Below are 25,472 nucleotides of genomic sequence, written 5' to 3' on the forward strand. Positions count from 1 at the left end.
CTTCAGCCCGCCGGCGTTTGAGGCGCATCTCCAGCCCCGCCGGCGTTTGAGGCGGAAGCGGGGAAAGGGCGGGGCGGGGAGAGGCTGCGCGCCCCGCCCCACCCCGCCCCGCCCGCGGCGCGGCCCGGCAGGCTATCGGCAATCGAACGGCAGTACTTTAGTGCTGTCTTGTCCGGATTTGTCGACGAGACGGTAACAGCGGTTAGGGGGCGTCCCCCGGGCGGGAATCTCCGCGGCATGAACCACAACGCACCCCTCCCCCTCGCCCACCTCACCGACAGCCGCCCCCGCGTGCTGACCCTCGCCCAGCTCCGCGAGCACGGCGTCACCGCCTCCGACGCCGCCGACCGCTCCTGGCAGGAGATCCTGCCGGGCGTCTTCCTCCTGCACCCCGGGGCCGCCACGAGCGAGGAGCGGCTGCACGCCGCCCTGCTGTACGCGGGCCGGCGCGGCGGCGAGGCCATGGTCACCGGGCTGGCGGCACTGGCCCTGTACCGGTTCGCCTCCGCTCCCGCCCTGCTCTCCCTCCCCCGGATCGACGTGCTCGTCCCGCACACCCGCCGGCTCCGCTCCGTCGGCACCGTCCGCATCGTCCGGACGCACACGCCGCCCCGCCCGGCGGAGGTGACCGGGCTGCCCGTGGCCCCGGTGGCCCGGGCCGTGGCCGACGCCGTCGCCGGGCTCTCCGACGCCGGGACCGTACGCCGCCTGCTGAGCGAGGCCGTCCGCGCCGGGCACTGCGAACCGGCGGCCGTCGTACGGGAGCTGACGGTGGCGCGGCTGCTGAACCGGCCGCACGTGGTGGACGCCGTCGAGTCCCTCCTCGTGGAGGGCCGGGCCATTGCGGAGGACCGGCTGTACCGGCTGGTGCGCGGCTTCGAGCTCCCCGAGCCGGTCTGGAACGTGGATCTGCGCCTGCCCGGCGGCCCGTACCTGGGCGGGGTCGACGCGTACTGGCCCGAGCAGGCCGTGGCCGTGGAGATCGACACCCGTGTGCCCCGGCAGGGCGAGGGCGAGGACGAGGAGTGGTCGGAGACCGTGCGCAAGCGCGACGCCCTGGAGCGGCTCGGGGTGACCGTGGTCCATTTCACCCCGCGCAAGCTGCGGGACTGGCCCGAGCAGCAGGCCGCGGTCCTGCGGACCGCCCTGACGGCGGCCGAGGACCGCGAGCCCGCCGCCTACCTGGTGGTGCTCCCGCGGTGAGGGGGCAGCGCCGGGTTCGCCGGCGAGTACTCCGGGGTGCTCCACAGCAGTCGCCCGGGGTGCAGGCCCTCCACGGCCTCCTCGATGCGGAAGACCACGCTGCGGCCGCCGTCCGGCCCGAACTCCGTCCGTGCCCGGCCGCTGAGCTGGAGCACCGCCCCGGTCTCCCAGTCGGGGAACAGCAGCCCGGCCCGCGGGTCGGCGGCCAGGTTCCCCAGGGTGAGGAACATGGCGTTGCCCGGGTAGTCGGGCCAGGACAGCTCGGTCGGCGACAGCACCTCCACGAAGCCGGGCAGGCCGCCGCGGTGGCTGGCCTCCGTCCGGCCGCCGCCGGTGGTCGCGACGAAGAAGGTGTCCGCGGCGCGGACGGCCCGCTCCTGGCCCGGGGTGAGCGCTCCCCCGCGGTGCACGATCCCGGGCCCGTCGGCGATCCGCTCCAGCGGCTGCCGTTTCTGCAGGTACTTGGGGCAGTTGGCGAAGACCTGCTCGGCCTCGACGGCGAACCCGCCCGGGGCCGCCTCCAGGATTCCGTTGAGCCGCATCCGGCGGCGGGTGCGCGGGTCGAGGGCGATGGTCCCGACCCTGGTGCCGTCGGCGGCGAGCGCCCCGGTGAGCGGGTCGCCGGCCGGCAGTCCGCCGGCGACCGCCATGCGGCGTGCGCCCACGGCCCGGACGAAGCCGGGCGGGCCGGTGAGCAGCGAGGCCCACAGCCGTCCGGTGGTGTCGGCGGCGCCGACGACGAGGTGCGGCTGCCGCTCCAGGAAGGCCGCGGCGACGTCCTTGATGTCCGTGCCGATCGAGCGGCCGACGTGCTCGGCGAGCTCGCGTACGCCGACCCGTTCCTGCACGGCCAGCGAGCCCTGGTGGTACCGGTCCATGACGACCTCCTGCGAAGGTCCGCGGGCTTCTAGAAGAAGCCGCAGGTCGGGGCCCCTGTGGTGGGGGCGGGCGCGTCCTCGGCGCCCTTCGGGGCGGAGATCTCCAGGCGGGTGCCGTCCGGGTCGTGGAAGAAGATCCCGCCGGAGGCGGCGCCCTCGCCGTGGGCGACGACCCCGTCGTAGGCGAACGGGACGCCCAGGTCGCGCAGGCGCGCCTCGTACGCGCGGACCTCGTCGATGCCGTCGGTGCTGAACGCCAGGTGGTGCAGTCCGGCCGCCGCGGGGGCGTAGGCGCTGTCGGCCTGCTGCCAGAGGGTGAGGACGAGCTCGCCGTCGCGGCCGAGGAAGGCGAAGCGGCGGTCCTCCTCCGTGCCCTCGCCGAGGAGGTCGAAGCCGAGGGTGTCCCGGTAGAAGGCGAGCGAGCGGGTGAGGTCGGTGACGTTCAGGCCGATGTGTCCGGTGCGGAGCGTGCTGATGACAGCCGTCATGGCTGTCCCCCTTTCGACGGGCCCCGGCGGTGTCCCGGCCGAGGCGGTCTAACCATCTAAATTCAATTTAAGGGTTAGGCCGGAGGGTGTCAACCGGTCACGTACTCTTGAGGGGTTAGCAGGCGTGCGCGAAGGAGCGGCGAGATGGCCACGGAGGCGACGGCGGACCCCCGCCCCCTGACGGGTGAGCCGGTCGCCCTGGACCTGCTGAACACGCGGTGGGTACAGGACGGCGCGCCGGTCGACCTCTTCGCCGGCGCCTTCGGACTGACCCGCATGGAGGGGCTCGCCCTCTGGCTGCGCAGCGCCGGGCTGGCCGACCGCTTCCGCGCCGACCCCTCGACCCTCGTCCACCTGCTGACCGCCCGCGAGGCACTGGCCCGTGCCGTCGCCGACCCGGCCGACGAGAGCGCCCGGGCCCTGGTCGACGCCGTCCTGGAGCACGGCCGCATCCGCGCCACGCTGACCGCCGAAGGCCCCGGCGAGCGGGCCGAGTTCGACGACCGCTCGTGGGGTCCGGCCTGGACGGCCGCCCGCGACTACCTGGAGCTGCTGCGCTCGGCGCCCGACCGGATCCGCAAGTGCGCCTCGGAGACCTGCGTACTCCACTTCCACGACACCTCGCGCAACGGGACCCGGCGCTGGTGCTCGATGTCCGCCTGCGGAAACCGGGCGAAGGCCTCGCGCCACTACGCGCGCACGCGCGAGCGCTGAATCACCGGAAGTTGTCACACCCGGCCCGCGGCTGACCGCGCCCGCATCCCTGCCGCGAGGTCGGGAAGTCGATAAATCAACCTACCGACCCCGCTGGTTCGCCGGGGTATGCCCCGGTACGGCCCCGATGGCACACACGGCGCACTGGCGGGAGTCCGCCATGTCAGGTCTCGGTCAATGACAGACCTCCCCAAAGCCCTGTCGCGTGAGGAAAGCTGACCGGTCATCCGGCACCGAATTCCGGAGCGTTTCTTTCACTTAGCCAGGGATGCTGATGACCTTCGAATCCCCCAGTTCGATATCCGGGGCCCGGCGCGTCGCACGCGTCGCGGCCGCGGCCGGCCTGGTGGCCGCGCTCGCCGCGACGGGCGCCGTGCCCGTGTTCGCGGCGACCGGCACCGGCGCGGGCACCGGCACGCCGGGAACCGGTCCGGCCGTCAAGTCCGCCGATCAGAAGCTCGGTTCGGCCGACGCCGAACTCCTGCAGGAGGCCAAGGCCAAGGGTGACGCGACCGTCACCGTCATGGTGGCCACCGCCCCCGGGCAGACCAAGCAGGTCGCCGACCAGCTGGCGTCCGTCCAGGGCGCGTCGGTCGGCCAGGCCAACGACAAGCTCGGCTACGTGCGCGCCACCCTGCCGACCGGCAAGGCCGAGGCCGCGCTGAAGGCAGCCGCCAAGCTGTCCTCCGTGCACGCCATGGACCTCAAGCACGAGATCCAGCTCTCGGACCCGCGCCCCGACGCGGGCAAGGAGTCGGGCAAGGCGCAGAAGACCGCTTCCGAGAACTACGCGGCGCCGGACAAGAACACCCCGGCGAAGAACCCGTACAACCCGTCCTTCGAGACCGGTTCGGTGGACTTCGTCGCGAAGAACCCGCAGGCCGACGGCCGCGGCGTGACCATCGGCATCCTGGACTCCGGCGTCGACATCGCCCACCCGGCGCTGCAGCAGACCACCACCGGCGAGCGCAAGATCGTCGACTGGGTCACCGCGACCGACCCGATCGTCGACAACGACGGCACCTGGCGTCCGCAGGTCACCCCGGTCGCCCCCGCCGGCGGCAGCTTCACCGCGGGCGGCCAGAGCTGGAAGGCTCCGGAGGGCTCGTACCAGTGGAGCCGCTTCACCGAGTCGATCACCGCCAACGGTGACATGAAGGGCGACGTCAACCGCGACGGCGACACCAGCGACCGGTTCGGCATGCTGTACGACCCGGCCGCCGGCACCGTCCGCGTCGACACCGACCAGGACAACGACTTCACGAACAACGAGCCGATGAAGCCGTACAGGGACGGCTTCCAGATCGGCTACTTCGGAACGGACAACCCGGCGACCGAGGTCTCCGAGCGCATCCCGTTCACGATCCAGATCCGCAAGGACGTCCCGATGGACCCGCTGGGCGGGGACTGGGTCGGCAAGAAGGCCGACTTCGTCAACATCGGCATCATCGAGTCCGAGCACGGCACGCACGTCGCCGGCATCACCGCCGCCAACAGCCTCTTCGGCGGCAAGATGAACGGCCAGGCGCCCGGCGCGAAGCTCGTCTCGTCCCGCGCCTGCTCCTGGTCCGGCGGCTGCACCAACGTCGCGCTGACCGAGGGCATGATCGACCTCGTCGTCAACCGCGGCGTGGACATCGTCAACATGTCGATCGGCGGCCTGCCGGCGCTGAACGACGGCAACAACGCGCGCGCCGAGCTCTACAAGAACCTCATCGACACCTACGGCGTCCAGCTCGTCATCTCGGCGGGCAACGAGGGCCCGGGCGTCAACACCATCGGCGACCCCGGCCTGGCCGACAAGGTCATCTCCGTGGGTGCCGCGGTCTCCAAGGAGACCTGGGCCGCCAACTACGGCTCCGGCGTGGCCAAGAAGTACAGCATGTTCCCGTTCTCCTCGCGCGGTCCGCGTGAGGACGGCGGCTTCACGCCGACCATCACCGCCCCCGGCGCGTCCATCAACACCATCCAGACCTGGCTGCCCGGCGCGCCGGTGAAGGAGGCGGGCTACAACCTGCCGGCCGGCTACGGCATGCTCCAGGGCACCTCGATGTCCTCGCCGCAGGCGGCGGGCGCCGGCGCCCTGCTGCTCTCGGCCGCGAAGCAGCACAACATCAAGCTGACCCCGGCCGCGATGCGGGTGGCGCTCACCAGCACCGCCAAGAAGATCGAGGACGTGCCGGCGCACGCCCAGGGCTCGGGCCTGCTCGACGTCAACAAGGCCTGGGAGTCCGTCCAGCGCGACGCCAAGGCCAACGAGTTCACCGTCAAGGCGCCGGTCGACACCGCGATCGACCAGTTCCTGAAGACCCCGGGCTTCGGCACCGGCCTGTACGACCGCGAGGGCGGCCTGAAGGTCGGCCAGAAGAAGGTCTACGACGTCGTCGTGACCCGCATCACCGGCGTCAAGTACGGCACCCGCCACAACCTGAGCTGGCGGAACAACGACGGCACGTTCAAGGTCATCGGCGGCTACGACTACGTCACGCTGCCGCTGAACAAGCCCGTCACCATCAAGGTCGAGGCCAACGCCAAGACGGCCGGCGTGCACAGCGGCATCCTGCAGCTGGACGACGAGACCACCGAGGGCATCGACAAGCAGATCCTGACCACGGTCGTCGCCGCCGCCCCGCTGGCGAAGCCGTCGTTCACGCTGTCGGACACCTCCTCCGTGCAGCGCAACAGCCACAAGTCGTACTTCGTCACCGTGCCGCAGGGCGCGAAGACCCTTGAGGTCGCCCTCGGCGGTCTCGCGGCGGGCAGCCAGACGCGCTTCATCTCGATCCACCCGTACGGCGTGGGCGTCGAGGACAGCGCGACCACCCAGTGCTACCCGAACTACGACAACCCGGCCAACAAGTGCCGACCCGACCTGCGCTCCTACGAGAACCCGGTCCCGGGTGTCTGGGAGATCGAGGTCGAGTCCCGCCGTACGTCGCCGCTGCTGGACAACCCGTTCAAGCTGGACGTCAGCGTCCTCGGCGCGGGCTTCGACCCGGCGGTCAAGGTCCTGCCCGAGGTGAAGCAGGGCACCCCGGCCCCGGTCCAGTGGACCGTCAAGAACGAGGCCGCGGCCATCTCCGGCGGCAAGCTCCAGGGCGGCCCGCTCGGCTCCGCCAAGGTCGCCAAGCCGACCATCGCGGGCGGCGAGCAGCAGACCACCACGGTCACCGTCGGTGAGGGCGTCTCCCGCCTGGACGTGGCGATCGGCAAGACCTCCGACACCGGTGCCGACCTGGACCTCGACGTCCTCAAGGACGGCGTGAAGGTCGGCTCCTCCGCCGACGGCGACTCCGAGGAGTCGGTGACCCTGGTCAACCCGGCCGCCGGCACCTACACCATCGTGGTCACCGGCTACGCGGTTCCGTCCGGCTCCACCACGTACGACTACCGCGACGTGTACTTCTCCTCCGGCCTGGGCTCCGTCCAGGTGGACGAGGGCGCCGCGCTGAACCTCGCCAACGGTGCCTCGGCGGCCGTCTCGGCGAACGTCGTCGCGAACGCCCCGGCCCCCGAGGGCCGGCAGTTCTTCGGCGAGGTCAAGCTGCTGAACGCGCGCGGCACCGCCGCCGGCATCGGCAGCGTGCAGATCGAGAAGGTCCTCCCGTAACGACGGGGCCTTCCGGCCGCACGACCGCTTGACCCCTTGACCGCATGACCGCACGAAGGAGGGGCGGGCGCCCGTGGCGCCCGCCCCTTCCGCTTGCCCTCACCTGCCGGAAGAGGTGTTCCGGGGTGCCGCGACAGGGCCGTCACGCAATCGTCACCGGGGGTCACGACCGGAACATCGTCCGCTCCTCGGACAATGGATTGGACAAGCCTCGTGGGGTCGAACGCATGATGGCTTCACGCGCCCGCGTCGTACGCACCAAAAGGAGTCACCGTGAGGGTTGGAATCGTCGGAGCCACCGGCCAGGTCGGCGGAGTCATGCGCAGCATCCTCGCCGAGCGCAAGTTCCCGGTGGACGAGCTGCGCCTGTTCGCCTCGGCCCGCTCCGCGGGCTCCACCCTGGAGTGGGAGGGCCGCGAGATCACCATCGAGGACGCCGCCACGGCCGACTTCACGGGCCTGGACATCGTGCTGTTCTCCGCGGGCGGCGCCACCTCCAAGGCCCTCGCCGAGAAGGTCGCCTCGCAGGGCGCCGTGGTGATCGACAACTCCTCCGCCTGGCGCAAGGACCCCGAGGTCCCGCTGGTCGTGTCCGAGGTGAACCCGCACGCGATCAAGAATCGCCCCAAGGGCATCATCGCGAACCCGAACTGCACCACCATGGCCGCCATGCCCGTGCTGCGCCCGCTGCACGAGGAGGCCGGGCTGCTCTCCATGGTCGCCACCACCTACCAGGCCGTCTCCGGCTCCGGCGTGGCCGGTGTCGCCGAGCTGCGCACCCAGGCCTGTGCGGTCGCCGAGAAGGCCGACCGGCTCGCCTTCGACGGTGAGGCCGTGGAGTTCCCCGAGCCGGGCGTGTACAAGCGCCCGATCGCCTTCAACGTGCTGCCGCTGGCCGGCTCGATCGTGGACGACGGCTCTTTCGAGACCGACGAGGAGCAGAAGCTCCGCAACGAGTCCCGCAAGATCCTGGGGATCCCGGACCTGAAGGTCTCGGGCACCTGTGTGCGCGTCCCCGTCTTCTCGGGCCACTCGCTCCAGGTCAACGCCCGCTTCGACCGCCCGATCAGCGTGGAGCGCGCCTACGAGCTGCTGAAGGACGCCCCGGGCGTCGAGCTGTCGGAGATCCCGACCCCGCTCCAGGCCGCCGGCAAGGACGCCTCGTACGTGGGCCGCATCCGCGTGGACGAGACCGTCGAGCACGGCCTGGCGCTCTTCCTGTCGAACGACAACCTCCGCAAGGGCGCGGCCCTGAACGCGGTCCAGATCGCCGAGCTCGTCGCCGAGGAGCTCGCGCAGGCCTGACCCCGGCCCGGTCCGGGGTCGGGGCCCGCCCCCGCCCCCGGACCGGACCCGGACCGGCCCCGGCCCCGGTCACGGCCCCGGTCACGGCCTCGGTCACGGCCTCGACGTCGCGCCGGAGTCCGTCGGGCACGGTCACCGATCACACCTCCACCGTCGAAACCCTCCGCTGGCAGCGTAGCCACGGCCGATTCCGGCTGTGGCGTGGAAGGATGGCCGCGAACGTCACCATCGAAGGAGATGAACGCGTGCCTGGCACGAATCTGACGCGTGAAGAGGCCCGGCAGCGGGCGAAGCTGCTCAGCGTCGACTCGTACGAGATCGACCTCGACCTGAGCGGGGCGCAGGAGGGCGGTACGTACCCCTCCGTGACGACCGTGCGCTTCCGGTCCGCCGAGGCGGGCGCGGAGACCTTCATCGACCTGGTCGCGCCGGCCGTGCACGAGGTCGTCCTCAACGGCAAGGCCCTGGACGTGGCCGCCGTGTTCCGTGACTCGCGCATCACGCTGCCCGAACTGCTCGCCGGGGACAACGAGCTGAAGGTCGTCGCGGACTGCGCGTACACCAACACGGGCGAGGGCCTGCACCGCTTCGTCGACCCGGTCGACCAGCAGGCCTACCTGTACACCCAGTTCGAGGTCCCGGACGCCCGGCGGGTGTTCGCCAGCTTCGAGCAGCCCGACCTGAAGGCCACGTTCCGGTTCACCGTGAAGGCCCCCGAGGGCTGGACGGTCATCTCGAACTCCCCGACGCCGGCCCCCGCCGAGGTCGAGGACAACGTCTGGCGCTTCGCGCCGACGCCGCGCATCTCCACGTACGTCACCGCCCTGATCGTGGGCCCGTACCACTCGGTGCACAGCAGCTACGAGGGCAAGGACGGCCAGTCGGTGCCGCTCGGCATCTACTGCCGGCCGTCGCTGGCCGAGTTCCTGGACGCGGACGCGATCTTCGACGTCACGCGGCAGGGCTTCGACTGGTTCCAGGAGAAGTTCGCGTACGACTACCCGTTCGCCAAGTACGACCAGCTGTTCGTGCCGGAGTTCAACGCGGGCGCGATGGAGAACGCGGGCGCGGTCACCATCCGCGACCAGTACGTCTTCCGCTCGAAGGTGACGGACGCGGCGTACGAGGTCCGCGCCGAGACCATCCTCCACGAGCTCGCGCACATGTGGTTCGGCGACCTGGTCACCATGGAGTGGTGGAACGACCTGTGGCTGAACGAGTCGTTCGCGACGTACACCTCGATCGCCTGCCAGGCGTACGCCGAGGGCTCGAAGTGGCCCCACGCGTGGACCACGTTCGCCAACTCGATGAAGACCTGGGCGTACCGGCAGGACCAGCTGCCCTCCACGCACCCGATCATGGCGGACATCCGTGACCTGGACGACGTCCTGGTCAACTTCGACGGCATCACGTACGCCAAGGGCGCCTCGGTGCTCAAGCAGCTCGTCGCCTACGTCGGCATGGACGCCTTCTTCAAGGGCGTGCAGGCGTACTTCAAGGCGCACGCCTTCGGCAACACGCGCCTGGCGGACCTGCTGGACGCCCTGGAGGAGACCTCCGGCCGCGACCTGGCGGCCTGGTCGAAGGCATGGCTGGAGACCGCCGGCATCAACATCCTGCGCCCGCGGATCGAGACCGACGCGAACGGCGTCGTCACCGCCTTCGCGGTCGCCCAGGAGGCCCCGGCGCTCCCCGCCGGCGCCCAGGGCCAGCCGACGCTGCGCCCGCACCGGATCGCGATCGGCCTGTACGACCTCGACGGCGGCAAGCTGGTGCGCACCGACCGGATCGAGCTGGACGTCGACGGCGCGCTGACCGAGGTGCCGGAGCTGGTCGGCCGTACCCGCCCGGCGGTCGTGCTGCTGAACGACGACGACCTGAGCTACGCGAAGGTCCGCCTCGACGAGCAGTCGCTGGCCGCGGTCACCGCCCACCTGGGCGACTTCACCGAGTCGCTGCCGCGGGCGCTGTGCTGGGCCTCGGCCTGGGACATGACCCGGGACGGCGAGCTGGCCACCCGCGACTACCTGTCCCTCGTCCTGTCGGGCATCGGCAAGGAGTCGGACATCGGCGTCGTGCAGTCGCTGCACCGGCAGGTGAAGCTGGCGATCGACCTGTACGCCGACCCGGCGTGGCGGGAGCAGGGCCTCACGGCCTGGACCGAGGCCGCGCTGGAGCACCTGCGCGCCGCCAAGGCGGGCAGCGACCACCAGCTGGCGTGGGCCCGCGCGTTCGCGGCGACGGCCCGCACCGAGGGGCAGCTGACCTACCTGAAGGCGCTGCTGGACGGGGCGGCCGAGGTCGAGGGCCTGGTCGTGGACACCGAGCTGCGGTGGGCGTTCCTGGAGCGGCTGGCCGCGACCGGTGTCGTGGACGAGCCGGAGATCGCCGCGGAGCTGGAGCGCGACCGTACGGCGGCGGGCGAGCGCCACGCGGCGACGGCGCGGGCCGCGCGTCCGACGGCCGAGGCCAAGGCGGCGGCCTGGGCGTCGGTGGTGGAGTCCGCGGACCTGCCGAACGCGGTGCAGGAGGCGGTGATCGGCGGCTTCGTCCAGACCGACCAGCGCGAGCTGCTCGCCCCGTACACCGCGAAGTACTTCGCGATGGTCAAGGGCATCTGGGAGAGCCGCAGCCACGAGATCGCCCAGCAGATCGCGGTCGGCCTGTACCCGTCCCTCCAGGTCTCCGAGGCGACGCTGGCCGCGACGGACGCCTGGCTGGCCTCGGCCGAGCCGAACGCGGCCCTGCGCCGCCTGGTCTCGGAGTCCCGCGCGGGCATCGAGCGGGCCCTGAAGGCCCAGGCCGCCGACGCGGCCGCGGCCGGCGCCTGACGCCGTCCGGCGGTGAACCGACCGGTGCCCCGGTCCGCTTCGGCGGGCCGGGGCACCGGCGCGTTCTCAAGCGTGCGGGGAAGCCGTCCGCAGCGCGGCCACGTCCTGCAGGGCCCGTACCACCCGGGCCAGGGCCGGCGCGGACTCCGCTCCGCGCCGGGTGGCCGCGATGACGTGCCGGGTGGGGCGGTCGTGGGCCAGGACGCGGACCGCCACGCCCGCGGCCCGGCTCGACACCATCCGGGGGACGAGGGCCACGCCCATCCCCGCCTCCACCATCGACAGGATCGCGGTCCAGCCGGCGGCCGTGTGCGCCTGCTCGGGGACGAAGCCGGCCGCCTCGCAGGCGGTGCGGGCGATCTCCTGCCAGGGGCCGCTGCCCCCGTAGATCCACGGGTCGCCGGACAGGTCCGACAGCCTCAGGCCGGGTGCCCGCGCCAGCGGGTGGTCGGGGGGCAGGGCCACGTCGAGCGGGTCCTCCAGCAGGGTGATCCGGGTGAACCGGGTGTCGCGCGCAGTCGGGGCGTGCGCCGCGAGCGACAGGGCCAGGTCGACCAGGCCGGCGGAGAGCAGCTCGTACGATTCCGCGGCCTCGGTCTCCCGGACCCGTACCTCCACCCCGGGGTGGGCGGCGCGCAGGGCCGCGACCGCGGGGACGACGAGCACCGGGACGGCGGTGGAGAAGGCCCCGATCCGGACCTCCCCGGCGTCCCCGGCCAGGTAGCCGGCCAGCTCCGCGTCCGCCCGTTCCAGCTGGGCGAACACCGCGTCCGCGTGCCGCAGGACGAGCTGTGCGGCATCGGTGAGGCGGACCCGGCGGCCGTGGGCCTCCAGCAGCGGTACGCCCACCTGCCGGGCGAGGTTCGTCAGCTGCTGCGAGACGGCCGAGGGCGTCATGTGCAGCGCCTCGGCCGTCGCGGTCACGGTGCCCCGTTCGGCGAGGGTCCGCAGGATCCGCAGCTTCTTGATGTCCCACTCGGTCACGGGACGAACCTACCTCCGGGCCCCCAGGCTGACGCCGCCCAGGATCAGCGCCATGCACAGCAGTTCGGCCGGGCCGGTGCGCTCGCCGAGCAGCAGCAGGCCGAGTCCGGCGACGCACACCGGCTGGAGGTAGTAGACGACGCCCGCGCGGGCCGCGCCGATGAGGGAGACGGCCTTGTTCCAGGCGAAGAAGGCCACCGCGGAGGACATGACGCCGACGTAGAGCAGCATGCCGGCGGTGCCGGGGGTGGCCGTGAAGCCGCCCTGGAGGCGCAGCGAGACGGCGTACGCGGGCGCCAGCATCAGCGCGCCGAGGACGAAGGTGGTCAGGAGGAAGGCGAGTCCGCCGAGTTCGGCGGGCTTGCGCCGCAGCAGTGCGCTGTAGGTGGCGAACGACAGGGCGGCGGCGAGCATCCACAGGTCGCCGGCGCCGAAGTCGAAGCTCAGGGAGCCGTCCCCGACGAGGAGCAGGACGCCGAGGACGGCGAGGAGCAGGCCGGCGGTGCGCCGGAGGCCGAGCCGTTCGCCGCCGAGGCGGGCGTACAGGGCCATGACGACCGGCGAGGCCGCCATGATCATGCCCATGTTGGAGGCGGAGGTGGTCAGTCCGGCCTGGTGGACGAGGGTGTTGTACAGGGCGACGCCGAACAGCGAGGCGAGGGCGGTGAAGCCGAGGTGCCTGCGGATCAGCGCCCGCTGCCGCCAGGCCTGTCGGGCGGCGAAGGGGGCCACGGCGACGGCGGCGATGATCCAGCGCCAGAAGACGGCCTGGACGGGCGGGACGCTGTCGGCCATGCCGCGGGTGGCGACGAAGCTGCCGGACCAGACGACCGTGGCGGTCAGGGCGAGGAGCACACCGAGCCCGGCGGGCCCGGCGGCCCCGGTGGTCCTGGTAGTCCCGGTGGTCCCGGTTCCCCTGCTCGCTGCCCGGCCTGCGGGTGCGGTCGGGCGGGTGGTGCGGACCCGGTCCATGACGGCCACGGTGTGTCTCCCCCTCGGGGTCTGGTCTTCGGCTGCTGCGGGACCTACCGTCGCACCCGCCCACCGGTCAGGTCCATCGAAACGTTTCGATCGTTCTTTTCAGCAGAACTGAAAGATCGGGGAGTCGAAGCCGGAGTCGAAGCCGGAGCCGGAGCCGGAGTCGAAGCCGGAGCCGGAGTCGAAGCCGGAGCTGGAGCCGGGGCCGCGGCTGCCCGGGCCGCGAACAGCTGTCCCGCGACGGTGGCTCCGAAGGCGATGGCCATGCCCAGCAGCTGTACGGGCGTCAGCGCCTGCCCGAGGGCGGCCCAGCCGATGACGGCCGCCGTGAGCGGGGAGAGCGGTCCGAGGAGGGTGACCGAGGTGGCGGTGAGCTGCCCGATGCCGCGGAACCAGAGCCAGTACGCGATCCCGGTGTTGATCAGCGCCATGTAGCCGTAGCCGAGGAGGGCGTTGCCGTCGAGGGCGGGCGGCGCCCCCTCGACGAGGGCTGCGACGGGGATCATGAGCAGCCCGCCGGCGGTGAGCTGCCAGCCGGCCATGGCCAGCGGGCCGACGCCCTCGGGGCGGCCCCAGCGCTTGGTCATGACGGTGCCGGCTGCCATGGAGGCGGAGGAGACGAGGCCGGCGATGATGCCGACCGCGTCGAGCCGGGCCCCGGCGGTGAGGACGACCATGCTGACGCCGAACGCGGCCGTGACGGCGGTGAGTACGGTCCGCAGCCGCGCCCGCTCCCCGAGGAGCAGGGCGGCGAGGCCGACGACGAACAGCGGGCCGACCGAGCCGAGTACGGCGGCGACACCGCCGGGCAGCCGGTACGCGGAGAGGAACAGCAGCGGGAAGAAGGCGCCGATGTTCAGGGTGCCCAGTACGGCGGCCCGCCCCCACCAGCGGCCGGTGGGCAGGGTCCGGGCCAGGGCGGTGAGCAGGAGCCCGGCGGGCAGGGCCCGCATGACACCGGTGAACAGCGGCCGGTCGGGCGGCAGCAGTTCGGTGGTCACGGCGTAGGTGGAGCCCCAGGAGATGGGGGCGAGGGCGGTGAGGGCGACGGTGGCGAGGCGCTTCATGACGGGTGACTCCTCGATGCGGTGCGGTGAGGAACGCGGGTGAGAGGCGGCGGGGTGGGGGCTGGGCGGGGGCGGCGTGCCGGTCAGGCGGCGGCCGGCGAGGCCGGGGCGGGCGCGGCGCCGTCCGCGCCCCGGGCCGGCCCCCGGTCGACGGGAGCGGCCGGCGGCTCGGCGTACACGGCCTCGGCCGGCAGGTGCCGCTCCAGGCGGATCAGGGCGAAGGCGGCGCCGAGTGCGGCGACGGCGAGGAAGGCCCAGGGCAGCCGGCCGTCGACGGCCAGCAGGAAGGTGAACAGGGACGGGGCGAGCGCGGTGGCCAGCGAGTAGGACAGCTGGTAGGTGGCGAGGTAGCGGCCGCGCACGGCCTCCGGGGCGGCGGAGACCGACAGGGCCCCGCCCGAGGGGCTGTGGATCAGCTCGCCCAGGGTGTAGACGACGACGATGGCCAGCAGGGCGACCACGGTCACGGTCTGCCCGGGGCGCAGTGTGCCGAGCACGATCTGCCCGGTGAAGGCGGCGGCGAAGAGCAGGCCGCCGAGGGCGGCCGAGCGGGTGCGGCGGGCGCCCGAGCGGCGGACCCGGCTCGCGACCAGGACGCCGATCCCGGCGCACAGCGCGGTGTTGACGGTGAAGGCGGCTCCGGTGAGGGAGTCGGGGCCGTGCAGCCAGGTGGCGATGTAGAGCGGGAAGAGCACGGACAGGGCGGCGTAGCCCAGCGCGGCCAGGAAGTTGGCGGCGGTGAGCCCGAGGAAGGGCCGGTCGCGCAGGACCATCCGGTACCCGGCGGGCACCCGCCGGGCGCTGCCGGCCGGGGCGCCGGCCGCGGGGCGGACCCGGGCGACGAGCAGTCCGGCGAGGGCGAAGGCGGCGGCGTTGCCCCAGGCGGTGTGGGCGAAGGCGGAGGTCCCCCAGAGGGCGAGCACGCCGGAGACGATCAGGGCGCCCGCGCCCATGCCGGCGTTCTGCAGGGCCCGGAGGGAGGCCTGGAGCCGGTCGCGGGCGGAGCCGAGCGCCACCTCCCCGATCAGGGACTGCTGGGCGACGGGGAAGGATCGGTCGGCCACGGCGGTGACGAGGGCGACGGCGGCGAAGGCGGGCAGCGAGTCGGCGAAGGGGTAGAGCGCGAAGCCGATCGCGCGGAGCGCGTAGAGCGCCAGGTTGGCCCGCTTGGCGCCGAACCGGTCGACGGCCGCCCCGGCCAGCGGCATGAACGCGAGCCCGGCGAGTCCGGTGGCGGTCAGGACGAGGCCGACGAGGGCGAAGGAGAGCCCGGTGACGTGGTGGAAGAAGACCAGCGAGAACGGGATGTACATGCCGATGCCGACGGCGCTGATGCCGACGCCGACGAGCAGCGGCCGCTCCCCCGCGACGCGCTCCGTCCGCGTCCCCGCCTGTGTCCTTGCCCCTGCCCTTGCCATGGATTCCCCCCGAGTAGGTCGATAGCAAGTAGCTTACTCCTAAGCTACTTCCCGTCAAGCAACTTTCTTGCGAACGATCAGGGGAAGGCTGGATACTGCCGACATGACCACCGAGGCCAACAAGGACGCCGTCGACGCGATCATCGACCAGTGGGCCGCGGTGCGGCCGGACCTGGAAACCGCTCCCATGGAGCTCTTCGGGCGCATCTACCGGATCGCCCGGGCCATGGGGGACGCGATGGAGCAGGCCTACGGCCGGCACGGGCTCTCACGCGGCGAGTTCGACGTCGTGGGTACGCTGCGCCGCTCCGGCGCGCCCTACACCCTCTCGCCGCGGCAGCTGTCGGCCACGCTGATGCTCACGACGGGCGGCATGACGGGCCGCCTGGACAAACTGGAGAAGGCCGGGCTGCTGTGCCGCAAGCCCGACCCGCACGACCGTCGGGGACTGCAGGTCGTGATCACCGACCGCGGGCTCGCCCTCGTCGACGAGGCCGTCACCGCCGGCGTGGAGGTGCAGCGCGCCGCGCTGACCGGGCTGACCGAGGAAGAGGTCGGCGTGCTCAGCGGCCTGCTGCGCAAGCTGCTCGCCGGCCTCTAGCCGTACGCCGCCCCGGCCCGCCCCGGCCGCCGACGGCGGGCCCCAACCTGCCGACGCCGGGCCCAACCCGCTGACGCCGGGGCCCAACCCGCCGACGCCGGGGCCCGCCCGCACCGGGGCACGGCAAGGCGCCGGAGGGCCGCACGGGAGCCGATGCGCATCGCATCGGCCCGCGGCCCTCCGGCGCCCCGGAAGTCCTGGAATGTGTGCCGTGCCGGTCCCGTCCGGGACCGGCGCCGCTCAGGCCTGCTTCTTCTGCGGCCGGTCGGTGGACTTGTCGAGGACCATCACGAGACCCGCGATGCCCAGGAACAGCGCGATCGGCAGGAACACGAACAGGCCCAGGGTCGCGGCCATGCTCATGCTCTGGCCCGGGTCGTCGCCGTCGTCGCGGGTCAGCGCGAGCGCGGGAGACGTCATCAGCAGCATCATCAGCGCCGATCCGGCCGTGACGGCACCGGCGCGCAGGGCGTTCTTGTTGTCCACGGTGCAAACGTAGCGAACACCTAAACGAGGCGCGCGCCCGGGGGTGCCGTACGGGCGCGCGCGCCCTCCCGCACCGCGCTCAGCAGGGCGTTCGTGCGGGGCGAGGCGGTCAGCTCCTCCAGCGTCAGCGGCCGTCCCGCCGCGTCCGCGAGCGGCAGCCGCCAGTTGGGGTACTGGTCCCAGGTCCCGGGCAGGTTCTGCGGCCGCCGGTCGCCCACCGCGTCCGGCAGCCATACGCCGACCAGCCGCGCCGGGGTCCGCAGCAGGAACCCGTACAGGGCCGCGACGGCGGCCTCCTCGCCCTTGGTGTCGAAGCCGAGTTCCGCGAGCGCGTCCAGCCGGCGGGCGGTGTCGGCCGCGTCCTCGGCCCGCTCCTGCACGACCGGGCGGGTCAGCAGGCCGAGCCGGTCGCGCAGTTCGACGTGGCTGCCCGCCAGCTTGGCCGCGGAGGGCGGCAGGTCGTGGGTGGTGGCGGTGGCCAGGCAGTCGGCCCGCCAGGCCCCGGGCGGCAGCGGCTCACCGTCGCCCGCCCAGTCCCGTTCGAACCACAGCACGGAGGTGCCCAGCACCCCGCGCCGCGCCAGCTCCCGGCGCACGCCCGGCTCCACCGTCCCGAGGTCCTCGCCGATGACCAGGGCGCCCGCCCGGTGCGCCTCCAGCACGAGGAGGGCCAGCATCACCTCCCCGTCGTACGACACGTACGCGCCCTCGGCGGGCGGGACGCCCTCCGGGATCCACCACAGCCGGAACAGGCCCATCACGTGGTCGATGCGCAGTGCTCCGGCGTGGCGGAACACCCCGCGCAGCAGCTCCCGGAACGGCGCGTACCGGGCCGCCGCCAGCCGGTCGGGCCGCCACGGCGGCAGGCCCCAGTCCTGGCCGCGCGCGTTGAAGGCGTCGGGCGGCGCGCCGACGCCGATGTGCTTGGCGTACAGGCGCGAGCCGAAGACGTCCGAGCCGTTCGGGTGCACCCCGACGGGCAGGTCGTGCACGATGCCGACCGCCATGCCTGCCTCGCGGGCGGCCTCCTGGGCGGCGGCCAGCTGGCCGTCCGTCAGCCAGACCAGCCAGCGGTGGAAGTCGGCCCGCCCCTTCGGGTCCTCGCCGGCGCGCCCGGCGCACCAGGTCGCGTGGACGTCCAGGGCCGGCCCCTGCCGGGCGCAGAACGCGCGGTAGGCGGCCTCCCGTTCGGGGGTGCGCGGGACGGCGTACAGCAGCTCCAGGGCGGCCCGCTTGAGCTCCCAGACGGCGTCCCGGTCGATCAGGGCCCCCTGCTCCAGTACCCCGCGGCGCAGGGCGGCGCCGCGGGCGGCGAGCGCGGCGAGGGCCTCGCGGTCGGGGCAGGCGGCCCACTCGGGGACGTCCTCGACCCGCAGGTGCACGGGGTCGGGGAAGCGGCGCGAGGACGGCCGGTACGGGGACGGGTCGGTCGGCGTCCCCGGCACGGCCGCGTACAGCGGGTTGACCTGGATGAACCCGGCCCCGTGGGTGCGGCCGGCCCAGCGGGCCAGGTCCGCGAGGTCGCCGAGGTCGCCCATGCCCCAGGAGCGCTCCGAGAGCAGGGAGTACAGCTGGACGAGCAGCCCGTGGGCCCGCTCGGGCGCGGCCGGGGCCCGCTCCGGGGCGACGATCAGCGTGGCCGTGCCGGTGCGGCCGTCGGGGGTCTCGGCGTGGAGCCGGTGCACGCCGAACGGGGGGACGGCCCCGGAACCGGGCCGCCACTCGTCCGCGGCACCCGATCCGCCGACTGCGTCGGCCGCGCCGTCGTCCTCCGGCTCCGGCTCCAGTCGGAAGCGCGTGCCCGGCGGCAGTGCGGCCGGCTCGGCGGGCGGCGCGGATCCCGCCCACCACACCAGTACGCGCGGCAGCAGCCGCTCCGCCGCGGCCCGTTCCGCCCCGATGCGCTCGGCCCGGACGGCATCCGGGGTGTCGGTGCACACCCCCAGCAAGCCGAGCACCGCGACGACCGTGGCGTCCGGGACCCGGACGGTGACGCCCTCGGAGGGCTGGTAGGTGGTGGCGACGCCGTGCAGCGCCGCGAGCCGGGCGAGGTCGTCCATGTGTGTCCCTGGGTCGGTGGAGGGATCCGGCGGGCCAAGCGCTCCGCGGGAGGTACCGCGATGTGCCGACGATCTTCTGCGGCCCGGTTTGTGGCTGATCGCGCGGTTCCCCCCGCCCCTTCGGGGCGCTGCCGAACCTCCGTCGACTTCGCCACGGCCGCTCAGCCGTCGGCGGCGGGGGTGGTCGGCTCGCTCGTCAGCGGCGCCCCGGCGGCGAGCGGGGGCTCGCTGGTCAGCGGTGCGGGCGCGGCGCCGGCGAGCGGGGGCTCACTGGTGAGGGGCCCCTCGGCGGGCCCGGCCTGGGCCGGCAGATGGGCCAGGAGCGGGACCGGGCGCGCCGCTCGGCCGGCGTGTCCGGTGCGGGTGGCGGCGGTTGCGGGAGCGGGCGGGATGGCGGCGGTTGCGGGAGCGGGCGGGATGGCGGCGGTGTCCACAGGGCATGCCTTCCTTTGTCCGTACAGCCGGTGAGGGCGGGTCAGCATCAGGGAACAACGCCGTTCGACATCGCAGCCATACCCAGCGAACGGCCCGGCATTCCTGGCGGTTCCGGGGCAGAACGCCCGCCCGCATTGACACTCCGCCCGCGCGGGTGGTGGGCTCGGGCTCGTTCGTAGGGGCGGGGAAAGCAGGCGGGACAAGGAGGCTTCGTGCAGCTCAGAGGCAGGAAGCGGACCATGGCGGCGGCCATCGCCGTCATCGGGGCACTGGTGGGCGGTGCGGTGGTCGCCGGGCCGCTGGGGTCCCTGGTGGCGTCCAGCGCGCCGGACGCGGCAGGCGGCCCCGGCCCGGGCGTGGGCGCCGGCAACGGCGCGGCCGCCGCCCCCGGAGGCGCGCCGTCCGGTGCGGCCGCCGGCCCGCTGCTCGACCCGGGCGCGGCCGTGCAGCGCACCGCCGCCGAAGGGCCCGCCGTGTGGCCGCGGCCGCAGTCGATGACCGCCGAGGCGGCGCGCGAGGTCCCGCTGGACGGCCAGGCCGTCCTGGTCGCGGCGCCCGACGCCGACCCGTACGCGGTCGACGCGGTCCGCACCGCCCTGCGCGAGGCGGGCGTGCGCATCCTGCACGAGCCGGGCCCGGGGGCGCCGCTGCCCGAACGGGGCACCGTCGTACGGCTGGACGGCCCCGGCGCCGACGAGGCGCTGCGCGCGCTGGGCTCCGCCGACGCCGGGGACCTGCCCCGCGGCGGCTACCGGCTGGCCGTCGGCAAGGTCGCGGGCCGGGACACGGTCGCGCTGGCCGGCTTCGGCGAGGACGGGCTGTTCCACGGGGTGCAGACGCTGCGCCAGCTGCTCGCCGCGGGCAAGGCGGCGGGCGGGGCGAAGGTGCCCGGCGTACGGGTGCGGGACTGGCCGGCCGCGCCGGTCCGCGGGATCACCGAGGGCTTCTACGGGCAGCCGTGGACGCAGGAGCAGCGGCTCGCGCAGCTGGACTTCATGGGCCGCACCAAGCAGAACCGGATGCTGCTCGCGCCCGGTGACGACCCGTACCGCACCACGGACTGGCGCTCGGAGTACCCGCGCGCGCAGCAGGACGAGTTCCGGGAGCTGGCCGAGCGGGCCCGCGCCAACCGGGTCGTGCTGGGCTGGGCCGTGTCGCCCGGGCAGTCGATGTGCCTGTCCTCGGCCGCCGACCGGGCGGCGCTGGCGCGCAAGCTGGACGCCATGTGGGACCTGGGCTTCCGCGCGTTCCAGGTGCAGTTCCAGGACGTCAGCTACTCGGAGTGGGGCTGCCGGGCGGACCGGGTCCGGTACGGGACGGGCCCGGCGGCGGCTGCGAAGGCGCACGCCGAGGTCGCGGGGGAGCTCGCCGCGCACCTGGCCGCACGGCATCCGGGCGCGGCCCCGCTGTCGCTGCTGCCGACGGAGTACCACCAGAACGGCGCGACGAAGTACCGCACCGCCCTGGCCGACCGGCTCGACGAGCGGGTGGAGGTCGCCTGGACGGGCGTGGGCGTCGTGCCGCGCACGATCACCGGCAAGGAACTGTCCGGGGCGCGCAGCGCCTTCGGCCAGCACCCGCTGATCACCATGGACAACTACCCGGTCAACGACTGGGACCCGGGCCGGATCTTCCTCGGCCCGTACACGGGACGCGAGCCGGCGGTCGCGGGCGGCTCGGCGGGGCTGCTGGCCAACGCGATGCAGCAGGCCTCGCTGTCGCGGATCCCGCTGTTCACGGCCGCGGACTTCGCCTGGAACCCCGGCGGCTACCGGGCCGGCGACTCCTGGGCGGCGGCCGTCAACGAACTGGCGGGCCCCGACCCGCGGACCCGCAAGGCCCTGGCCGCGCTGGCCGGCAACACGGCCTCGTCGGCCCTGGCCCTGCCCGAGTCGGCGTACCTGCGCCCGCTGATGGACGAGTTCTGGCAGGCCCGCGGCACGGGCGACGCCGCGGCCGGGGAGCGGCTGCGGGCGGCGTTCACCGCCATGCGGGAGGCCCCCGACCGGCTGCCCGGCCTGTCCGGCGAGGCCGGTCCGTGGCTGGCGCGGCTGTCGGCGTACGGGACGGCGGGCGAGCTGGCGGTGGACCTGCTGCGCGCCCAGACCCGCGGGGACGGTGCGGCGGCCTGGCGGACCTCGCAGGCGCTGGCGGAGGCCCGCCGGAAGCTGGCCGAGCCGGACGCCGCCGGGCGCGTCGACAAGTCCGTGCTGGACGCCTTCCTGGCGAAGGCGGTGACGGAGGCGGACGCCTGGACGGGTGCGGCCCGGCAGACGGGCACCGTGTCCCGGGAGCCGGGTGCGTGGACGGTTCGGCTGGACGCGGCGCGGCCGGTGTCGGCGGTGACGGTCATGACGAACCCGCTGTCGGAGGGCACGCGGGGCGCGGCCGTGGAGGTGCACGTGCCGGGCGAGGGCTGGCGCAAGGTGGCCCAGGCGGCGGTGTCGGGCTGGACCCAGGCGGACGCCGGCGGGGTCGCCGCGGACGCGGTCCGGCTGTCGTGGGCCGGGGAGGACCCGGTGGTGCACCGGGTCGTGCCGTGGCTGGCGGACGGGCCGGAGGCGGCGTTCGAGCTGCCGGAGTCGGTGGACGCGGAGATCGGCGGGGCGGCGAAGACGGTCACCGCGGAGGTGTCGGCGCTGCGGCCCGGCGAGGTGCGGGGGCCGCTGACGGCGACGGCGCCGCAGGGCGTCACCGTGAAGCTGCCGGCCGAGGCGAAGGCGCCGCGCGGCACCCGGGTCCAGGTGCCGGTGTCGGTGACGGTCCCGGCGGACACGCCCGCGGGCAGCTACCGGGTGCCGGTGGCGTTCGCCGGGCAGACCCGGGTGCTGACGGTCCGCGCCGTCCCGAAGACCGGCGGACCGGACCTGTTCCGCTCGGCGAAGGCCTCGTCGTCGGGGGACGAGACCCCGGCGTTCCCGGCCTCGGCGGTGGTGGACGGCAACGCCGCGACGCGGTGGTCCTCCCCGGCGGCGGACGGCGTGTGGTGGCAGGCGGAGCTCGCGGCCCCGGCCCGGGTCGGGCTGCTGGTGCTGCACTGGCAGGACGCGTACCCGTCGGCGTACCGCGTGGAGACCTCGACGGACGGGTCGACCTGGCGGCGGGCGGCGACCGTGACCGGCTCCCGGGGCGGGCAGGAATCTGTCCGCCTGGATCCGGCGGACGCCCGGTTCGTCCGGGTCACCTGCGAGAAGCGGGCGACGAAGTACGGCTGCAGCCTGTTCTCGGCGGAGGCCTACGCCGTCGTCCGCTGACCGGCCGACCCGTCGGCGCGCCGGTCTGTCGGCGCGCCGACCCGCCGGGGTGTCGGCCCGTCGGTGTGTCGGCCCGTCGGTGTGTCGGCCCGATGCCACGGCCGGATCCGGGCGTTTCGGCCGGAACCTGTCTGGTCCGGGCGCCGGCCGGCGGGCCAGACTGGGGATCATGGCAACCATGGTGTCCGTCGGCAACGGCGAGATCTGGGCGGAGGACTCGGGCGAGGGCGCGGGCGCGGGAGGGGAGGCCGGCGGGCTGCCGCTGGTCCTGCTCCATCCCGGGGTCGGCGACTCGGCGGTCTGGGACCTGCTGCTCCCGGCGCTCACGGCGCGGCACCGGGTGATCCGCTACGACGCCCGCGGCTTCGGCCGCTCGCCCGCGCCCACCGCCCCGTACTCCCAGGTGGAGGACCTCACCGCGGTCCTCGACCACTTCGGGCTGGACCGTGCCGTGCTGGCCGGCTCCAGCATGGGCGGCGCCACCTCGATCAGTCTGGCCCTGGCCGCCCCGGAGCGGGTGGCGGGCCTCGCCCTGTTCGTGCCCGGGGTCACCGGCTACGACGGGCTGATGGCGCCCGGGTTCTTCGAGCAGGTGGGCGAGCTGGCCGCCGCCGGCGACATGGAGGGCATCGTCCGGCTCGGCCTCGGCCTGTGGGGGGCGGCCGGCGGCGGCACGCCCGAGGCGGATCCCGTCGCGGCAGACTGGCTCAGGGCGGTGCTGCCCGCCTGGTTCGGCAGTGCCGGGCTCCAGCGGGAGGACGCCCCCGCCTTCGACCGGCTCGCGGAGATCACCGCTCCGGCGCTGCTGGCGCTGGGCGAGCAGGACCGGGCCGAGGTCGTGAAGTGCAACGAGGAGATGGCGGCCCGGATCCCCGGCTGCCGCCTGGTCCGCCTCGCCGGCTCCGACCACTACCCGACGCTGCGCGAGCCGGAGGCCGTCGCCCGCCTGATCGAGGAGCTGCACGCCGAAGCGGCCCGCTGACCGGCGCGGCCACGGGCTGCGGGTCCGGCCGCGACGCGAGGGCCCCGGCGGCCGGCCGGGGCCCTCGCGCGTGACGGGGCCGCCGCGCTACGAGGCGGCGGCTCCGATGCGGTCCAGGGCGTCGTCCGCACCGTACGGCTGGAGGTACGGCATCCAGCGGGGATCACGGTGCCCGGTCCCGATGATCCGCCATGCGAGCCCCGACGGCGGGGCCGGCTGGTGGCGCAGCCGCCAGCCCAGGTCGACCAGGTGCCGGTCGGCCTTGACGTGGTTGCACCGCCGGCACGCGGCGACCACGTTGTCCCACACGTGCTGCCCGCCCCGGCTGCGCGGGATGACGTGGTCGACGCTCGTGGCGACGCCGCCGCAGTACATGCAGCGGCCGCCGTCGCGGGCGAACAGCGCGCGGCGGGTGAGTGGAACGGGCCCCCGGTAGGGGACCCGCACGAAGCGCTTGAGCCGTACCACGCTGGGAGCGGGGACGGCCCGGGTCGCACTGTGCAGGAAGGCGCCGGATTCCTCCAGGGAGACTGCCTTGTTCTCCAGGACGAGGACGAGCGCGCGGCGGAGCGGTACGACGCCGAGCGGCTCGTACGACGCATTGAGGACCAGGACGTGCGGCACGGACTGCCTCCTTGTACGCCGGCGGCGCGTGGCTCGCGCCGGGACGATCTGCTCTCCAGTCTCTCCTTACGGCTGGTCGAAGCGCCACCACGCGCCCGTAACGGGTCGGAGGTGTTTTCAACCACACTTCCTTCATCCCCAGGTGAGCCTGGTCTCTCCCTCGAACAACGCAACAGGGTCACGGGAATGCCCCGTTAGTGTGGATGGCCTGTCCGGCACACCCCTTTCACGGGCAGACCGCTACACCTGGAGGTTCCCGCCGTGCCCTGGCCCGCCGCCCTGTTGCCCCTGGCAGCCGCCACACCGGACCCCGCCGCGTCGGTGAAGGAGGCCCACGAGAGCGTCACGAACGCCGCCAGTTTCATCGAGGAGAACTGGGCCGGGTGGCTGTACCTGGGCCTGAAGATCCTCCTGATCCTGGTGATCGCGGCCGCGCTCCGCTCGCTGGTCCGCAAGTCGCTGACCAAGCTGATAACCAGGATGAACCGGGGCGCCGAGGCCGTCGAGGGCATGGCGCTCGGCGGGCTGCTCGTCAACGCGGAACGCCGGCGGCAGCGGTCCGAGGCGATCGGGTCGGTCCTGCGTTCGGTGGCTTCGTTCCTGATCCTGGGCACGGCGAGCCTGATGGTGCTCGGCGCCCTGGGCATCAACCTGGGCCCGCTCCTCGCGAGTGCGGGTGTGGCCGGTGTGGCGATCGGTTTCGGCGCCCGGAACCTGGTGACGGACTTCCTGTCCGGCGTGTTCATGATCCTTGAGGACCAGTACGGCGTCGGCGACAAGATCGACGCGGGGGTGGCCTCGGGCGAGGTCGTCGAGGTCGGCCTGCGCGTCACCAAGCTGCGCGGCGACAACGGCGAGATCTGGTACGTCCGCAACGGCGAGATCAAGCGGATCGGCAACCTCAGCCAGGGCTGGGCGACCGCGGGCGTGGACATCCAGGTCAAGCCGACGGAGAGCCTGCCCCGGATCCGCGAGGTGGTCGATGCCATCTCCGCCCGGATGGCCAAGGAGACCCCGTGGGACGAGCGGCTGTGGGGTCCGGTCGAGGTGCTGGGCCTGGTGGAGGTGCTGCTGGCCTCCATGACGGTGCGGGTGTCGGCGAAGACGATGCCGGGCCAGCAGTTCGCCGTCGAGCGCGAGCTGCGCTGGCGGATCAAGGAGGCCTTCGACGAGGCGGGCATCGGGATCGTCGGCGGGCTGCCGCCCGCGGACGAGGAGGAGGAGCCGGCGGACCCGTCGGCGTCCGTGGCCGCCCCGTCCGCCCTGGCCAACCCGGCGTCCCCGCAGGCCCTGGCTGCGGCCCCGATCCCGGCACCGGCCGCGTTCGGCTCCCCGCGGATCACGAAGTAACCACCGCCGAAGCACACGCTGACACTGCCCCCGCAGGCCACCGCCTGCGGGGGCAGTCCCGTTGACAGGCTTCAAAAACCGATAGGAAACTTAACTGACAGTTCCCGGATGAGCCCGTTTCCGGACGAGAGCGAGCGCCCATGACCGGCACGACCTCCCGCACGTCCCCCGGCCGGCCGCCCGGCCCGGGCTCCGGCCCGCCCG

At 73.9% G+C, this 25,472-nt stretch carries 19 protein-coding genes; 9 read left to right on the plus strand and 10 right to left on the minus strand.

Annotation, left to right across the window (positions count from 1 at the left end; genetic code table 11):
* The first annotated feature begins 237 nt into the window (after positions 1–237).
* On the plus strand, positions 238–1,203 hold the full coding sequence (locus tag ACIQUT_RS07845) for a hypothetical protein (RefSeq protein ID WP_403560506.1): 966 nt from the start codon (positions 238–240) through the stop codon (positions 1,201–1,203).
* On the opposite strand, the gene ACIQUT_RS07850 is transcribed toward ACIQUT_RS07845, so the two are convergent.
* Entirely contained in the window at positions 1,179–2,081 is a 903-nt protein-coding gene (locus ACIQUT_RS07850) for a pyridoxamine 5'-phosphate oxidase family protein (protein ID WP_403560508.1), read from the minus strand. The genes ACIQUT_RS07845 and ACIQUT_RS07850 overlap by 25 nt on opposite strands.
* 29 nt (positions 2,082–2,110) lie before the next feature.
* The gene (locus ACIQUT_RS07855) at positions 2,111–2,569 is read right to left on the minus strand and encodes a VOC family protein (protein ID WP_403560510.1); all 459 of its coding nucleotides are present in this window, start codon (positions 2,567–2,569) and stop codon (positions 2,111–2,113) included.
* Positions 2,570–2,713: 144 nt separating this feature from the next.
* Here ACIQUT_RS07855 and ACIQUT_RS07860 point away from each other — a divergent pair, with 144 nt between their 5' ends.
* From ACIQUT_RS07860 to pepN, 4 genes are all read left to right on the plus strand, one after another.
* A complete protein-coding gene (locus ACIQUT_RS07860) occupies positions 2,714–3,283 on the plus strand; it encodes a CGNR zinc finger domain-containing protein (RefSeq protein WP_403560512.1) in 570 nt (189 codons plus the stop codon).
* Between the two features lie 274 nt (positions 3,284–3,557).
* Positions 3,558–6,893: a S8 family serine peptidase gene (locus tag ACIQUT_RS07865; protein ID WP_403560514.1), complete on the plus strand. Its 3,336-nt coding sequence runs from the start codon at positions 3,558–3,560 to the stop codon at positions 6,891–6,893.
* Positions 6,894–7,166: 273 nt separating this feature from the next.
* The gene (locus tag ACIQUT_RS07870) at positions 7,167–8,198 is read left to right on the plus strand and encodes an aspartate-semialdehyde dehydrogenase (protein WP_403560516.1); all 1,032 of its coding nucleotides are present in this window, start codon (positions 7,167–7,169) and stop codon (positions 8,196–8,198) included.
* Positions 8,199–8,443: 245 nt separating this feature from the next.
* Complete coding sequence (pepN, locus tag ACIQUT_RS07875; RefSeq protein WP_403560518.1) at positions 8,444–11,029, plus strand: aminopeptidase N; 2,586 nt, start codon at positions 8,444–8,446, stop codon at positions 11,027–11,029.
* 66 nt (positions 11,030–11,095) lie between these two features.
* Here pepN and ACIQUT_RS07880 read toward each other — a convergent pair whose 3' ends face one another.
* From ACIQUT_RS07880 to ACIQUT_RS07895, 4 genes are all read right to left on the minus strand, one after another.
* Positions 11,096–12,013 (minus strand): LysR family transcriptional regulator, encoded by a 918-nt coding sequence (locus ACIQUT_RS07880; RefSeq protein ID WP_403560520.1) that lies wholly within the window; start codon positions 12,011–12,013, stop codon positions 11,096–11,098.
* Positions 12,014–12,022: 9 nt separating this feature from the next.
* On the minus strand, positions 12,023–12,985 hold the full coding sequence (locus tag ACIQUT_RS07885; RefSeq protein ID WP_403560642.1) for a DMT family transporter: 963 nt from the start codon (positions 12,983–12,985) through the stop codon (positions 12,023–12,025).
* A 53-nt stretch (positions 12,986–13,038) separates the two neighbouring features.
* Positions 13,039–14,058: an EamA family transporter gene (locus tag ACIQUT_RS07890; RefSeq protein WP_403560522.1), complete on the minus strand. Its 1,020-nt coding sequence runs from the start codon at positions 14,056–14,058 to the stop codon at positions 13,039–13,041.
* An 83-nt stretch (positions 14,059–14,141) separates the two neighbouring features.
* Entirely contained in the window at positions 14,142–15,476 is a 1,335-nt protein-coding gene (locus ACIQUT_RS07895) for an MFS transporter (protein ID WP_403560524.1), read from the minus strand.
* A gap of 103 nt (positions 15,477–15,579) precedes the next feature.
* Between ACIQUT_RS07895 and ACIQUT_RS07900 the strand changes: the two genes are divergently transcribed.
* On the plus strand, positions 15,580–16,077 hold the full coding sequence (locus ACIQUT_RS07900; protein WP_403560526.1) for a MarR family winged helix-turn-helix transcriptional regulator: 498 nt from the start codon (positions 15,580–15,582) through the stop codon (positions 16,075–16,077).
* Positions 16,078–16,317: 240 nt separating this feature from the next.
* Here the strand turns inward: ACIQUT_RS07900 and ACIQUT_RS07905 are convergent, their stop codons facing one another.
* From ACIQUT_RS07905 to ACIQUT_RS07915, 3 genes are all read right to left on the minus strand, one after another.
* The gene (locus ACIQUT_RS07905) at positions 16,318–16,563 is read right to left on the minus strand and encodes a hypothetical protein (RefSeq protein ID WP_403560528.1); all 246 of its coding nucleotides are present in this window, start codon (positions 16,561–16,563) and stop codon (positions 16,318–16,320) included.
* 20 nt (positions 16,564–16,583) lie between these two features.
* Positions 16,584–18,623 carry a 4-alpha-glucanotransferase gene (locus tag ACIQUT_RS07910; RefSeq protein ID WP_403560530.1) on the minus strand — a complete coding sequence of 680 codons (2,040 nt, stop codon included), beginning with the start codon at positions 18,621–18,623 and terminating at the stop codon, positions 16,584–16,586.
* A 161-nt stretch (positions 18,624–18,784) separates the two neighbouring features.
* On the minus strand, positions 18,785–19,057 hold the full coding sequence (locus ACIQUT_RS07915) for a hypothetical protein (RefSeq protein WP_403560532.1): 273 nt from the start codon (positions 19,055–19,057) through the stop codon (positions 18,785–18,787).
* A gap of 213 nt (positions 19,058–19,270) precedes the next feature.
* Between ACIQUT_RS07915 and ACIQUT_RS07920 the strand changes: the two genes are divergently transcribed.
* Positions 19,271–22,312: a beta-N-acetylglucosaminidase domain-containing protein gene (locus ACIQUT_RS07920; RefSeq protein WP_403560534.1), complete on the plus strand. Its 3,042-nt coding sequence runs from the start codon at positions 19,271–19,273 to the stop codon at positions 22,310–22,312.
* A 169-nt stretch (positions 22,313–22,481) separates the two neighbouring features.
* Entirely contained in the window at positions 22,482–23,294 is an 813-nt protein-coding gene (locus ACIQUT_RS07925; protein WP_403560536.1) for an alpha/beta fold hydrolase, read from the plus strand.
* Between the two features lie 87 nt (positions 23,295–23,381).
* Here the strand turns inward: ACIQUT_RS07925 and ACIQUT_RS07930 are convergent, their stop codons facing one another.
* Positions 23,382–23,918: an HNH endonuclease gene (locus tag ACIQUT_RS07930; RefSeq protein WP_366479938.1), complete on the minus strand. Its 537-nt coding sequence runs from the start codon at positions 23,916–23,918 to the stop codon at positions 23,382–23,384.
* A 261-nt stretch (positions 23,919–24,179) separates the two neighbouring features.
* Between ACIQUT_RS07930 and ACIQUT_RS07935 the strand changes: the two genes are divergently transcribed.
* A complete protein-coding gene (locus ACIQUT_RS07935) occupies positions 24,180–25,268 on the plus strand; it encodes a mechanosensitive ion channel family protein (RefSeq protein ID WP_403560538.1) in 1,089 nt (362 codons plus the stop codon).
* Positions 25,269–25,472 lie beyond the last annotated feature (204 nt).

The sequence above is a fragment of the Streptomyces sp. NPDC090445 genome, from assembly GCF_044769385.1.
Classification (GTDB): domain Bacteria; phylum Actinomycetota; class Actinomycetes; order Streptomycetales; family Streptomycetaceae; genus Streptomyces.

Excerpts from the sequence above, each read along its gene's own strand:
- ACIQUT_RS07925 (WP_403560536.1), top strand. The coding sequence starts at position 22,482 with ATGGCAACCATGGTGTCCGTCGGCAACGGCGAGATCTGGGCGGAGGAC.
- ACIQUT_RS07860 (WP_403560512.1), top strand. The coding sequence starts at position 2,714 with ATGGCCACGGAGGCGACGGCGGACCCCCGCCCCCTGACGGGTGAGCCG.
- ACIQUT_RS07855 (WP_403560510.1), bottom strand. The coding sequence starts at position 2,569 with ATGACGGCTGTCATCAGCACGCTCCGCACCGGACACATCGGCCTGAAC.
- ACIQUT_RS07900 (WP_403560526.1), top strand. The coding sequence starts at position 15,580 with ATGACCACCGAGGCCAACAAGGACGCCGTCGACGCGATCATCGACCAG.
- ACIQUT_RS07890 (WP_403560522.1), bottom strand. The coding sequence starts at position 14,058 with ATGAAGCGCCTCGCCACCGTCGCCCTCACCGCCCTCGCCCCCATCTCC.
- ACIQUT_RS07850 (WP_403560508.1), bottom strand. The coding sequence starts at position 2,081 with ATGGACCGGTACCACCAGGGCTCGCTGGCCGTGCAGGAACGGGTCGGC.
- ACIQUT_RS07895 (WP_403560524.1), bottom strand. The coding sequence starts at position 15,476 with ATGGCAAGGGCAGGGGCAAGGACACAGGCGGGGACGCGGACGGAGCGC.
- ACIQUT_RS07910 (WP_403560530.1), bottom strand. The coding sequence starts at position 18,623 with ATGGACGACCTCGCCCGGCTCGCGGCGCTGCACGGCGTCGCCACCACC.
- ACIQUT_RS07845 (WP_403560506.1), top strand. The coding sequence starts at position 238 with ATGAACCACAACGCACCCCTCCCCCTCGCCCACCTCACCGACAGCCGC.
- ACIQUT_RS07885 (WP_403560642.1), bottom strand. The coding sequence starts at position 12,985 with ATGGACCGGGTCCGCACCACCCGCCCGACCGCACCCGCAGGCCGGGCA.
- ACIQUT_RS07865 (WP_403560514.1), top strand. The coding sequence starts at position 3,558 with ATGACCTTCGAATCCCCCAGTTCGATATCCGGGGCCCGGCGCGTCGCA.